This is a genomic window from Psychrobacter sp. NC44 (genome assembly GCF_904846655.1).
Lineage (GTDB): Bacteria > Pseudomonadota > Gammaproteobacteria > Pseudomonadales > Moraxellaceae > Psychrobacter.
Genome location: NZ_CAJHBN010000020.1, coordinates 38,287 through 52,151, shown reverse-complemented (window position 1 = coordinate 52,151; position 13,865 = coordinate 38,287). Strand labels below are relative to the sequence as shown.

The following is a 13,865-nucleotide window of genomic DNA, read 5'->3' as shown; positions in this document are numbered from 1 at the left end:
GAGATGGGCGTAGAGCTTATCCACCCAATCGCTATGGACAAAGGTCTTCGCTTCGCTATTCGTGAAGGCGGCCGTACTGTAGGCGCTGGTGTTGTTGCTAACGTACTAAACTAATCTGTCATTCTCAGTAATGAGATTGTGAGTTAGTCATAAAAAAGCCATCCTTGTTTAAGGGTGGCTTTTTTTAGATCAAATGATCAGGAAATATGGTTATTCTTCAGTAGTATGATCAAACCTTTCGTTGTCTTAGCAACATGATTAGCCAGTTATACCTATAACGTTTATAATTTACTTTCCAATCTATTGTAATTCTAAGCGGAGCTTGCTATATTAACGCTGCTTCTTATTAGCCGCTTACATTTTCATTTTGTTAAAGTAATGATGATTTAGTAGCACATTCAAATAAGAGCAAAACTAGGTAAAAGTAATAATTTTATCGCTAAAGGCTTGCATTTTATATCAAATATTGTATAATGCTGTCCTTTACACCCATAGGCGATTGGCTCAATTGGTAGAGCATCGGTCTCCAAAACCGAGGGTTGTAGGTTCGAGTCCTACATCGCCTGCCATCTTCTTATCACATCTTTGTTATACCTCACCATCTCCGAAGCGAGTTCTTTATGAGCAATGATCAAGATAACCTCGAGACTAAGTTATCTGATGCCAAGGCGGGTGCTGGTGGAATGCTGTCTAAAGGTAAGCACATCTCAGCGGGCAATCAAACAACTGCTGTTGAAGTGGCTAAAACAGGTTCAATAAAAGATGTGGTACTGTGGCTACTTGCCGCAGCAGTATTAATCGGGGCGACGTTAGTTAATCAGTATTTACCTGGCTATTGGCAACCTGCCAATGATGTCTGGGTACGTATTGGTATTATCGTTGCCCTTATTGTATTTGCCTTAGTATGCTTGGCATTAACGCATCAAGGCCGCGCTTTTAAAATATTATTGAAAGACGCTGCTGTTGAATTGCGCCGAGTGACATGGCCAGGTAAAGATGAAACGTTTCAATATACCTGGCAGGTCATTGTCATGATTGCCATTGTTGGTTTTCTGGTTTGGTTATTAGATAACTTTTTCAATTGGTTCGTTGGCATCTTTATTGGTTAGTCGCACGTATTAGTGAGTCTTACCCCAAAATTTACTTATAATGATCAGGAGCGTGATATGCGTTGGTATATTGTCCAAGCGTTTTCAGGATATGAAAAGCAAGTACAGCGTTCATTAACTGATCGTATTAATCGTAGTGACTTTGCTGAATCATTCGGTGACGTATTGGTTCCTACTGAAGAAGTCGTCGAAATGAAAGACGGCAAAAAGCGTAAGAGTGAGCGTAAGTTCTTTCCAGGTTATGTATTGATCCAGATGGAAATGAACGACAATACTTGGCATATCGTTAAAGAGTGCCCACGTATTATGGGTTTCATCGGTGGTACACCTGAAACACCAGCTCCAATTACGCAAGTAGAAGCAGATCGTATTTTAAACCGTTTGAATCAGACTGAAACCGACCCACGTCCTAAGACTCTATTTGAGCCGGGCGAAGAGCTGTTGGTTATCGATGGTCCATTTACTGACTTTAAAGGGTTGGTAGAAAAAGTGGATTACGAGAAGTCTAAACTACATTTAACGGTAAACGTATTTAATCGACCGACTCAGGTCGAGCTTGAATTTAGTAAAGTTGAAAAGCTAGACTAAATCAGCAAAAAAGTTCATCAACCGGGGAGCTGTTAGTCAATAAGGTTTATACCACATTGATTTGGCGCTATTACCCATTTAGGAGAAAATCATGGCTAAGAAGATTGATGGTTACATCAAACTACAAGTCCCTGCAGGCAAAGCAAATCCTTCACCACCGATTGGTCCAGCATTGGGTCAAAAAGGCGTGAACATCATGGCGTTCTGTAAAGAATTTAACGCTGCGACCTCAAATCAAGAGCCGGGTCTACCGATTCCTACTGAGATCACTGTATATAGCGATAAGTCTTTTACTTTCATCATGAAGTCACCACCAGCTGCATACTTACTACGTAAGGCTGCTGGTATCGCTAAAGGTTCTGGTACACCAAATACCGCTAAAGTCGGTAAAGTTGACCGTGCACAACTAGAAGACATCGTTAAGACCAAAGATGCAGATTTAACTGCTGCTGATCTTGATGCTGCTGTTCGTACCATCGCTGGTACTGCACGTTCAATGGGTATTACCGTGGAGGGTGTGTAAATGAGCAAGCTAACCAAACGTCAAAAAGAAATTCAAAGCCGTATCGTACATGAAAAGCAGTATACAGTTGAAGAAGCGGTTCAAATCCTAAACGATTTACCACCTCTTAAATTCAAAGAGTCAATTGATATTGCGATTAACTTGGGTGTTGACCCACGTAAATCTGATCAAGTGGTTCGTGGCGCTACCAACCTACCTGCTGGTACTGGTAAAACCAAACGCGTTGCTGTATTTGCTCAAGGTGCTGCTGCTGAAGCCGCCAAAGAAGCTGGTGCAGATATCGTTGGTTTTGAAGACCTAGCAGAATCAATCAAAGCTGGTAACATGGACTTTGATATCGTTATTGCTGCTCCTGATGCAATGCGTGTTGTTGGTCAACTAGGTACTATCCTAGGTCCACGTGGTCTAATGCCTAACCCTAAAGTCGGTACGGTTACGCCTAACGTTGCTGAAGCGGTTACTAACGCTAAAGCCGGTCAAGCACAGTATCGTGTAGACAAAGCAGGTATCATCCACACGACTATCGGTCAAGTTGGTTTTACTGCTGAGCAAGTAATCCAGAATGCTGAAGCACTGATTGCAGATTTAAGACGTGCTAAGCCTGCTACTTCTAAAGGTACTTTCATTAAGAAAATTACCTTGTCTAGCACGATGGGTCCTGGTCTAAGTATTGATCCAGTTCCATATCGCACAGCAAAATAATTAGATATGTGCCTTTATTTGACAATTTTAAATAAAGGCTGCAAAAATATTTTAAAGAATTAGGTCAGCGTAGCAAACGCTATGCTGTCTAAGACCGTAGGTAGAAAGCAGTTTTACGTTTTTATTAATTTTTTTCGGATCATTAGTAATAACAACGAGCTGCTTTTGTTAATCGACGAAAGATGAAAATCTTAGTTGTCCTACGCAGACGGTGACCCACCCAGTTGTTGATAAGAGCCGATAGTTCAATCTATTACTTGATGTCATTCTGATAACGGTGCCGTAATCAGTCGTTATGAGTAAATTTATTATTAATAAATATGCTGATAACGTGTCGTATCAAGTCAGTCTAAGCGATTCGTTTAATTATTGAATGCCAATGCTTAAAAGCTTAGGTTTAAATGATTAAATATTCAGCTGATTGATAAGATTAAAGGAGTCAACTTATGGCATTAACGCTAGAGCAAAAACAACAAGTTGTGGCTGAAGTGTCTGAAGTTGCTGCTAATGCTTACTCAGCAGTAGCTGCCGAATATCATGGTATTGGTGTTGCAAAGCTTACTAAGCTGCGCGAACAAGCCCGTGAAAAAGGCGTCGTTTTGAAAGTGGTAAAAAATACCCTAGCAAAACGTGCGTTTGAAGGCACTAAGTTTGAGAGCATGTCAGACCGTATGACTGGTCCATTACTTTTGGCTTTCTCTATGGAAGATTTGGGATCTGCTGCTCGAGTTGTTTTCGAGTTCAGTAAAGATCACAAAGCTTTAGAGACCAAATTGGTATCAGTTGGTGGTGTTGTTTATGGTCCAGAAGAGCTAGAGCGCGTATCGAAGCTACCAACTCGCGACGAAGCAATCTCTATCTTGATGGCTACTATGAATGCACCAGTTACCAAGCTTGTTCAAACTATGAACGCTGTTCCTAGTAAGCTTGTTCGCACGGTAGCAGCAATCAAAGACGCAAAAGAAGCGGCATAATTGCTTGTTTTAACGTAACTTTGACATCGCCGATTGCACTTTATTGCCAACACTATTTGAAAATTTGGCAAGCAATCCAAGCGATTTTAAAATCAATTAATTTTTATCAGATAACGGAGAGTTCTCATGGCACTATCTAAAGATGACGTGTTAAACGCAATCGCTGAAATGTCAGTAATGGATATCGTTGAATTAATCAGCGCTATGGAAGAAAAATTCGGCGTAACAGCTGCTGTTGCTGCTGCACCTGCTGCTGCTGGCCCTGCTGCTGCTGCTGCTGAAGAAAAAGACGAGTTTGACGTAGTTCTTGCCAGCTTTGGCGAGAAGAAAGTTGGCGTAATTAAAGCCGTACGTGAAGCTACTGGTCTTGGCTTGAAAGAAGCGAAAGATTTGGTTGAAAGCGCTCCAGCTCCAATCAAAGAAGGCGTTAACAAAGCTGAAGCTGAAGAGTTGAAAAAGAAACTTGAAGAAGCTGGTGCAACTGTTGAACTAAAATAAGCTTCGCTTATCTTAGTGTTGTACAAAAAAAGCTGGTAATGCCTTGCATTGCCAGCTTTTTTTTACTATAATTCGTAGCTTGACCTTTTGTGTCTGCCAACATACGTATGCAACATCACGGTGGATACCCATCAAAAGGACAGACGATATACATGCAAGCACACATGCCAGTTTTTGAAATCAGTTAATTTAAGCTAAACGTCCATAGATGTTTGGCATTTTTTTGTGTCTGCATGCTTTCCCATTAACACTATAGTTTATACTGATTCTAAAAGTTATAGTTACCCCGATTATTATTAATTCTGAAAAGTTATTAAGTTTAGGTTGTCCGTTTCGCAGGGTATTACTGTCAGTAGTTAGGCTTATAGACGGTACATATCAGCGACGATATTAGTTTTGATAGAATTGTTGGTTTTGAAAGAGCTGGTTTTTTGAAAGAAAAATGACTAAATACAATCAGTTTTGATAGCAGATAACTTAGAAATACCCTTGAATGAGTCATTTTTTCTTACCTCTATGAGTAAGTTTTGCTTAAAAGCAATATGTTTTAGATGATGTGATATTGAATTTGGTTGTCTGAGTGGTCATATAGACTGACTTAGATACCGATCATAAAATGAAAGTAAGGGTGCTAAGTAAGCACTGATAGCAGAAGTAGTAATTGACAAAAGATATCAACTGAACACGATTACCTGTTTTATATTATCGTTTACGTCGCCAAGTTTGCATCGTATTTATGCACGCTGGCCACGCTTTTAATTTGTTTCCACGTTTACTGTAAGGACTCTCGATGGCATATTCTTATACTGAAAAAAAGCGTATTCGCAAAAGTTTTGCTGAATTGCCCACTGTGATGGACATTCCCTATTTACTGTCTATTCAAGTAGATTCTTACGAGCAATTTTTGCAAGAGCACAAAAAGCCGAAAGCTCGTGAGAATACTGGTTTGCAAGCTGCGTATTCCTCTATTTTCCCAATTGAGAGTCACTCTGGTAACGCAGAGCTACAATTCGTTGAATATTATTTAGGCACGCCTGAATTTGATGAGCGTGAGTGTATCTTGCGTGGCTCAACATTTGCCGCGCCTATGCGTGTCAAAATCCGTCTGATCATTAAAGACAAAGACAGCAAAGACAAAGACAGCAAAGCGGCTATTAAAGATATCCGTGAGCAAAGCGTCTATATGGGCGAGATGCCGTTGATGACGGCTAACGGTACTTTTATTATCAATGGTACTGAGCGTGTTATCGTATCTCAGCTACATCGTTCACCTGGTGTGTTCTTTGACCATGATAAAGGTAAGTCACATTCAAGTGGTAAGGTGCTATATAACGCCCGTATCATTCCTTACCGTGGTTCATGGTTAGATTTTGAATTTGATGCAAAAGACTTAGTTTTTGCTCGTATTGACCGTCGTCGTAAGCTATTGGCTTCAATTATTCTACGTGCGCTTGGTCTAACAACGTCTGAAATCTTAGATTTGTTCTTTGATAAAGTAGCCGTTTATAAAGGTGAAGAGCAGTTCGAGATTGATTTGGTTGCTGATCGCTTGCGCGGTGAGATGGCTCAGTTCGATATCGTATCACCAGAAGGTGATGTCATCGTAGAGCAGGGCAAGCGTATTAATGCACGCCGTATTCGTCAGCTTGAAGAAGCAGGTATGACGAAGATTGCGATACCTGATGAATATCTTTATGAGCGTATTTTAGCTGAAGATATCGTGGTGAATGACGAAGTTATCGCTAAAGCGAATACCCTAATTGACCATGAATTATTGGTTAAATTAAGTGCATTTGAAGCCAGCGAGTCTATCAAAGAATTCAGCATTCTATTCACCAATGATATCGATCAAGGCAGTTATATTGCCGACACTTTGCGTGCTGATAGTACGTCAAGCCGTGAAGAAGCATTGATTGAAATCTATAAAGTCATGCGTCCAGGTGAGCCACCAACGGTTGAGACCGCTGAAAAACTATTTGACAGCATGTTCTTTAACGCTGATCGTTATGACTTATCAAATGTCGGTCGTATGAAATTTAACCGTCGTTTAGGGTTAGAGTTTGATAATACTGACGATCCAGACATCCAACGCGCGCGCAGTGTATTGACCAATGACGATATCGTTAACGTCCTAAAAGAATTGATTGAAATTCGCAATGGTCGCGGCGAAGTCGATGATATCGACCATTTAGGTAACCGCCGTATTCGTTCGGTCGGCGAGATGGCAGAAAACCAATTCCGTGTTGGTCTAGTACGTGTAGAGCGTGCAGTCAAAGAGCGTTTAAGCTCAGCGGAATCTGATAACTTGTCACCACAAGATTTGATTAACTCAAAACCTGTTGCTGCTGCGGTCAAAGAATTCTTTGGTTCAAGCCAGTTATCGCAGTTTATGGATCAGAACAACCCATTGTCTGAAGTTACCCATAAACGCCGTGTATCAGCACTAGGACCCGGTGGTCTAACTCGTGAACGTGCAGGCTTTGAAGTACGTGACGTACATGATACCCATTATGGCCGTGTATGCCCGATTGAGACTCCTGAAGGTCCAAACATTGGTCTTATCAACTCATTGGCAACTTTTGCTAAAACCAACAGCTTTGGCTTCTTAGAAACGCCTTATCGCCGTGTGGTTGATGGTAAAGTAACGGATGTCATTGAGTATCTATCAGCAATTGAAGAAGTAGGTACGGTCATTGCACAGGCTGACTCACCAGTAACCGCAGAAGGCGCGTTATCTGATGAAATGGTCAGTGTTCGTAGCTATGGTGAATTCGTGCGTATGCCGCCAGAAAAAGTGACGCATATGGATGTGTCGCCAAGTCAGGTTGTATCGGTAGCGGCAGGTTTGATTCCGTTCCTAGAGCATGATGATGCTAACCGAGCGCTTATGGGCTCGAACATGCAGCGCCAGGCAGTTCCTACGCTACGTGCTGATAAGCCGTTAGTAGGTACGGGCATGGAGCGTCACGTTGCGCGTGACTCAGGTGTTTGTGTGATCGCTAAGCGTGGCGGTGTGATCGAAGACGTTGATGCCTCACGTGTTGTGGTTCGTGTTAATGAAGATGAGATGATTGCTGGTGAAGCCGGTATTGATATCTATAACCTCGTTAAATACACGCGTTCTAACCAAAATACTTGTATCAACCAACGTATTATCGTCAACCAAGGTGATGCTATTGCTGTAGGCGATATCTTAGCTGATGGTCCGTCAACGGATCTTGGTGAGCTTGCATTGGGTCAGAACATTCGTATCGCATTTATGCCGTGGAATGGTTACAACTTCGAAGATTCAATCTTGCTGTCTGAGAAAGTGGTTAAAGAAGATCGTTTCACTACCATTCATATCCAAGAATTGACGTGTGTGGCTCGTGATACCAAGCTAGGTACTGAAGAGATCACTGCGGATATTCCGAACGTTGGTGAAGCGGCGCTATCAAGTCTTGATGAAGCAGGTATCGTTTATATCGGTGCTGAAGTTGACGCTGGTGATATCTTAGTTGGTAAAGTGACGCCAAAAGGTGAAACACAACTGACGCCAGAAGAGAAACTCTTGCGGGCTATCTTTGGTGAAAAAGCGGCTGATGTTAAAGACACGTCGCTACGTGTACCAACATCAAGTAAAGGCACGGTTATTGACGTGCAAGTCTTTACTCGTGACGGCGTTGAAAAAGATGCACGTGCAAGAGCAATTGAAAAATCACAGCTTGATAGCTATCGTAAAGATTTAAAAGAAGAGCTACGTATCTTTGAAGAAGCAGCTCGTGGGCGTATTGGTAACTTGTTAGATGGTCAAAAAGTCAGCGGTGGTTCTGGTCTAAAAGCCGGTACAGTGATGGCATTGGCTGATATGAAAGATATGAGCCTTGAGACCTTACTGGATATCCAACCAGTTGAAGAAGAAATCTCTGAGCGTCTAACGCAAATCGCTGAGTATTTGGTTGATAAGCAAAAAGATATCGATGTGAAGTTTGCTGAGAAAAAACGCAAATTAACCGCTGGTGATGATCTGCAGCACGGCGTACAAAAAATCGTCAAGGTTTATCTCGCCGTTAAGCGCCGTATTCAGCCTGGTGATAAAATGGCCGGTCGTCATGGTAACAAAGGTGTTGTATCGCGCATTATGCCAGTTGAAGATATGCCTTATGATGAAAATGGTAATACCGTTGACATCGTCTTGAACCCGCTTGGTGTACCATCGCGTATGAACATCGGTCAGGTTCTAGAAACGCATTTGGGTATGGCAGCGAAAGGTTTGGGCGAGAAGATCGATGGTATGCTCAAATCGCAAGCAGCGATCAAAGATTTACGTGACTTCTTAGACAAAATCTATAACCAAGTCGGCGGTGAGCAAGTTGATCTTGATAGCTTGAGTGATGATGACATCATGGCGCTAGCAGATAACTTGCGCGCTGGTGTACCAATGGGCACAGCAGTATTTGACGGCGCAAGAGAAAGCCAAGTTAAAGACCTGCTAGAGCTTGCTGGTATGGACCGTGATGGTCAACAGACGTTGTATGATGGTCGTACTGGTCAGAAGTTTGACCGTAAAGTAACCGTTGGTTATATGTACATGCTCAAACTTAACCATTTGGTTGATGACAAAATGCATGCGCGTTCAACCGGTTCTTACTCATTAGTGACGCAGCAGCCACTCGGCGGTAAAGCTCAGTTTGGTGGTCAGCGCTTCGGTGAGATGGAAGTCTGGGCGCTAGAAGCTTACGGCGCGACTTATACGCTGCAAGAAATGCTGACTGTGAAGTCGGATGACGTTGAAGGCCGTACGCGTATGTACAAAAACATCGTTGATGGTGAGCAGTATATGGATCCAGGTATGCCTGAATCGTTTAACGTACTGACCAAAGAAATCAAATCATTGGGTATTAATATTGAGTTAAAACAAACCCATTAAGCACGGCTGACTGAAGCTACCTTTAACATAGCTTCAGTTAATTATTATCCTTAGTGGTCAACCTAAAAGCAGTATGCGCATCGCTGCTGCTTTTAGTGATTTGTCTCAACCCTATTCATTGCCTTCATTCATCTTATTTGCGTCAATAATACGCTATCAGATGATTATAAAGATAACGGAGAAGCAACTTGAAAGATTTACTCGATATCATGCAAAGCCCTACCGGCAACGGTAATCAAGAGTTTGATAGCATTCAAATTACTTTAGCCTCACCTGACGTCATTAAGTCATGGTCGCATGGCGAAGTGAAAAAGCCTGAAACGATTAACTATCGTACGTTTAAGCCTGAGCGTGATGGTCTATTTTGTGCCAAAATATTTGGTCCAGTAAAAGACTTTGAATGTTTATGTGGTAAATATAAACGCCGTAAGTTCCAAGGCGTTATCTGTGAAAAATGTGGCGTAGAAGTGACGACTGCGAAAGTACGTCGTGATCGTATGGGTCATATCGACTTAGCCAGCCCAGTGGCGCACATTTGGTTCTTAAAGTCATTACCAAGCCGCATCGGTCTATTGCTAGACATGACGCTTCGTGATATCGAACGCGTCCTATATTTTGAAAGCTATATTGTTACTGAGCCAGGTTTGACTTCTCTAGAGAAGTATCAACTGCTTGATGATGAAGATTATTATAAAGCGCTTGAAGAGTTTGGCGATGAATTCACTGCCAAAATGGGTGCTGAAGCGGTTCAAGACCTATTGAAAGATATCGATTTGGATCTTGAAATCGATGATTTGCGCGAAGCGATTCCGCAAACTGGTTCTGAAACCAAGCTTAAAAAGATGTCTAAGCGTCTTAAATTATTAGAAGCCTTCCGTGACTCTAATAACAAGCCTGAGTGGATGGTGATGAACATCTTGCCAGTACTACCACCAGATTTGCGTCCGCTAGTACCACTAGAAGGTGGTCGTTTTGCGACTTCAGATCTAAACGATCTATATCGCCGCGTGATCAACCGTAATAACCGTCTAAAGCGTCTGCTTGAGCTGAGCGCCCCTGATATCATCGTACGTAACGAAAAGCGTATGTTGCAAGAATCAGTGGATGCCTTGCTGGATAATGGTCGTCGCGGTCGTGCGATCACTGGTAGTAACAAGCGTCCATTGAAGTCTTTGGCAGATATGATCAAAGGTAAGCAAGGTCGTTTCCGTCAAAACTTACTTGGTAAGCGTGTTGACTATTCTGGTCGTTCGGTGATCGTTGTTGGTCCAACGCTACGTCTACATCAGTGCGGTTTACCAAAGAAAATGGCACTTGAATTATTCAAACCATTTACTTATAACAAATTATTGTCTCATGGTTTAGCGACCACGATTAAAGCTGCCAAAAAGATGGTAGAGCGTGAAGAGCCGCAAGTGTGGGATATGCTGGCCATGGTTATCCGTGAGCATCCAGTGCTTCTTAACCGTGCACCAACGCTTCACCGTTTGGGCTTGCAAGCATTTGAGCCAGTACTAATCGAAGGTAAAGCAATCCAATTGCATCCGCTCGTTTGTACCGCGTTTAACGCCGATTTTGATGGTGACCAAATGGCCGTTCACGTGCCATTGACGCTAGAAGCACAGCTTGAATCACGTGCGCTAATGATGTCTACCAATAACATCTTGTCGCCTGCGAACGGTGATCCAATCATCGTACCGTCACAGGATGTTGTACTGGGTCTATATTACATCAGTCGCTCGTCTATCAATGCCAAAGGCGAGGGCATGATTTTTGCCACCGTTAATGAAGCATTGCGTGCGATTGGTTCAAACGATTTGCATGTAAACGCTAAGATCAAAGTGCGTGTCACCGAGACGCATATCGATGAAGACGGCAATGAGACTAAAGAAATCAGCTTAAAAGAAACGGTTGCAGGTCGTTTATTGATCTGGAACATCATGCCTAAAGGTATGTCTTTTGATGAATGTAACCAAGAGATGACGAAGAAAAACATCTCTCGTTTGATCAACTCTTGCTACCGTAAAGTTGGCGTTAAAGAAAGTGTCATGTTTGCTGACCAATTGATGTATCTTGGTTTTGCCCAAGCGACATTGTCTGGTGTGTCTATCGGTATTGATGACATGGTTATTCCACCACTGAAAAAGCAAATCATCGAAGTGGCAGAAGGTGAAGTTCGCGAAATCGAAGATCAATTCGAGCAAGGTTTTGTGACCGCTGGTGAGCGCTATAACAAAGTAGTCGATATCTGGTCACGTACCAATGACAAAGTCGCTAAAGCGATGATGGACAATTTGGCCACTGATAAAATCATGAATGCCAAAGGTGAAGAAGAAGAGCAGAAGTCATTCAACTCTATCTTTATCATGTCAGACTCTGGTGCTCGTGGTAGTGCGGCTCAGATTCGTCAGTTGGCTGGTATGCGTGGTTTGATGGCTAAGCCAGATGGTTCAATCATCGAAACGCCAATTAAAGCAAACTTCCGTGAAGGCTTGACCGTACTTCAGTACTTTATTTCAACGCATGGTGCACGTAAAGGTCTTGCGGATACGGCACTGAAAACGGCTAACTCAGGTTACTTGACGCGTCGTTTGGTTGATGTAGCACAAGATTTGGTTATTACCAGTGATGACTGTGGTACTGAGCAAGGCTTGCTCATGAAACCACATATTCAAGGTGGTGAAATCATTGAGAAGTTAGGTGAGCTAGTACTAGGTCGTGTTACGGCTCGTGATGTGACTTATAACGATGATGCCGATAAGGTATTGATTCCAGCAGGTACTTTGATCGACGAGCATTGGGTAAACGTGCTTGATAACAATGCGATTGATGATATCTGGGTACGCTCAGTTATTACTTGTAATGTCGAGCATGGTGTTTGTTCACAGTGTTACGGTCGTGATTTGGCTCGTGGTCATAAAGTGAATATCGGCGAATCAGTCGGTGTTATGGCTGCACAGTCTATCGGTGAACCAGGTACTCAGTTAACGATGCGTACATTCCACGTGGGCGGGGCAGCAAGCTCAGCATCAGTGGATAACAGCATCTCAGTTCGTAGTGCTGGTCAAGCGCATTTCGAAAACATGAAAACGGTTCAACATACCGATGGTCACTTAGTCATCGTATCGCGTTCAGCTGAAATCGCCTTGACCGATGAGCTTGGTCGTGAGCGTGAACGTTATAAAGTGCCTTATGGTTCTAGCGTGCTTGTGAAACACGAAGATCAGGTTGATGCTGGTCAAACCATCGCTAAATGGGATCCGCACACGCATCCTATTATCACAGAATTTGCTGGTACTGCACGCTTCAGTGAGATTACGGATGGCTTAACTGCTACCGTAAAAGTTGATGATGCGACGGGTATGAGCTCATTTGAGATTCTTGCTACTCGTGACCGTTCAAGTTCAGCAAAAGACTTACGTCCTGCGATTATCTTGAACACTGACGAAGGCAAAGAAGTGGTTTACTTCTTACCAGCTGAAACCATCATTCGCGTCAGCGATGGTGAAAAAGTAGCAGCCGGTTCGATTTTAGGTCGTGTACCACAAGCTTCTTCAGGTACTAAAGATATTACCGGTGGTCTACCGCGTGTTGCTGACTTGTTCGAAGCACGTCGTCCAAAAGATCATGCCATCATGGCAGAAATGACAGGTGTGGTTAGCTTTGGTAAAGAGACTAAAGGTAAAAACCGCTTCATCATCACCAATGAAGATGGTGAGATTCATGAAGAGCTAATCCCGAAATGGCGTCAAATCAACGTCTTTGAAAACGAAACGGTAGCACGTGGTGAAGTGATCGCTGATGGTCCACAGAACCCGCATGATATCTTACGTTTGAAAGGTCAGACTGCGCTTGCTGATTACATCGTTAACGAAGTACAGGATGTTTATCGCTTGCAGGGTGTAAAAATCAACGATAAGCATATCGAAGTGATTATTCGTCAGATGTTGCGCAAAGTTGAGATTACCGATGGTGGCGATTCAAACCACTTCAAAGGCGATCAAGCAGAGTACTCTGATATCAAAGCATTGAATGCGAAGCTGGAAGCGGAAGATAAATTCCCAGTACAGTTCGAGCGTCAATTACTAGGTATCACCAAAGCAAGTCTGGCAACAGAAAGCTTTATCTCAGCAGCATCGTTCCAGGAGACGACCCGTGTACTAACTGCGGCTGCCGTGACTGGTAAAGTGGATGAACTACGTGGTCTGAAAGAGAACGTCGTTGTTGGTCGCTTGATTCCTGCTGGTACTGGTCTTGCTTATCATAAAGCACGCAAAGAGAAAGCGGAGCAAAAACTGCTAGATAAAGATCTTAAAGCAGGGTTTGACAATGCAGCATTTGATATGTCAGCGAGCACGGATAGTAAAGACTTTGCAAGCTTTGATGAAGCCTTTGCACAAGAGCTTAATCAGGATAATTAATAGTATTAAGCGTCTTTGATTTATTGTTAATTTGATAAAAAGCCAGCCTAAGTTGCTGGCTTTTTTGTGTGTGCAATAAAGTGAGAAATGCATGGTACTGTTATCTAAAAAAATAGTACACTGGAAAATATGCCCTAATTT

8 protein-coding genes, 1 tRNA gene and 1 pseudogene are annotated in these 13,865 nt (G+C 42.7%); all 10 read left to right on the top strand.

Annotated features, from left to right (window positions below; all coding sequences use genetic code 11):
- Window positions 1–114, top strand: a pseudogene (locus JMX95_RS12520) (elongation factor Tu); the annotation flags it as partial.
- A gap of 379 nt (window positions 115–493) precedes the next feature.
- A tRNA-Trp gene (locus tag JMX95_RS12515) sits at window positions 494–569 on the top strand.
- Window positions 570–620: 51 nt separating this feature from the next.
- Entirely contained in the window at window positions 621–1,109 is a 489-nt protein-coding gene (gene secE / locus JMX95_RS12510; protein ID WP_083475710.1) for a preprotein translocase subunit SecE, read from the top strand.
- Window positions 1,110–1,166: 57 nt separating this feature from the next.
- A complete protein-coding gene (gene nusG / locus JMX95_RS12505) occupies window positions 1,167–1,697 on the top strand; it encodes a transcription termination/antitermination protein NusG (RefSeq protein ID WP_045443893.1) in 531 nt (176 codons plus the stop codon).
- Between the two features lie 91 nt (window positions 1,698–1,788).
- Window positions 1,789–2,220, top strand: coding sequence for a 50S ribosomal protein L11 (rplK, locus tag JMX95_RS12500; protein ID WP_010201717.1), 432 nt, complete (start codon window positions 1,789–1,791; stop codon window positions 2,218–2,220).
- The gene (rplA, locus tag JMX95_RS12495; protein WP_045443901.1) at window positions 2,221–2,922 is read left to right on the top strand and encodes a 50S ribosomal protein L1; all 702 of its coding nucleotides are present in this window, start codon (window positions 2,221–2,223) and stop codon (window positions 2,920–2,922) included.
- 446 nt (window positions 2,923–3,368) lie between these two features.
- Window positions 3,369–3,896: a 50S ribosomal protein L10 gene (gene rplJ / locus JMX95_RS12490; RefSeq protein WP_045443904.1), complete on the top strand. Its 528-nt coding sequence runs from the start codon at window positions 3,369–3,371 to the stop codon at window positions 3,894–3,896.
- Between the two features lie 126 nt (window positions 3,897–4,022).
- A complete protein-coding gene (gene rplL / locus JMX95_RS12485; RefSeq protein WP_011514491.1) occupies window positions 4,023–4,394 on the top strand; it encodes a 50S ribosomal protein L7/L12 in 372 nt (123 codons plus the stop codon).
- 790 nt (window positions 4,395–5,184) lie between these two features.
- On the top strand, window positions 5,185–9,303 hold the full coding sequence (gene rpoB, locus JMX95_RS12480) for a DNA-directed RNA polymerase subunit beta (protein ID WP_201560983.1): 4,119 nt from the start codon (window positions 5,185–5,187) through the stop codon (window positions 9,301–9,303).
- A 188-nt stretch (window positions 9,304–9,491) separates the two neighbouring features.
- Window positions 9,492–13,724, top strand: coding sequence for a DNA-directed RNA polymerase subunit beta' (rpoC, locus tag JMX95_RS12475; protein ID WP_055124834.1), 4,233 nt, complete (start codon window positions 9,492–9,494; stop codon window positions 13,722–13,724).
- Window positions 13,725–13,865 lie beyond the last annotated feature (141 nt).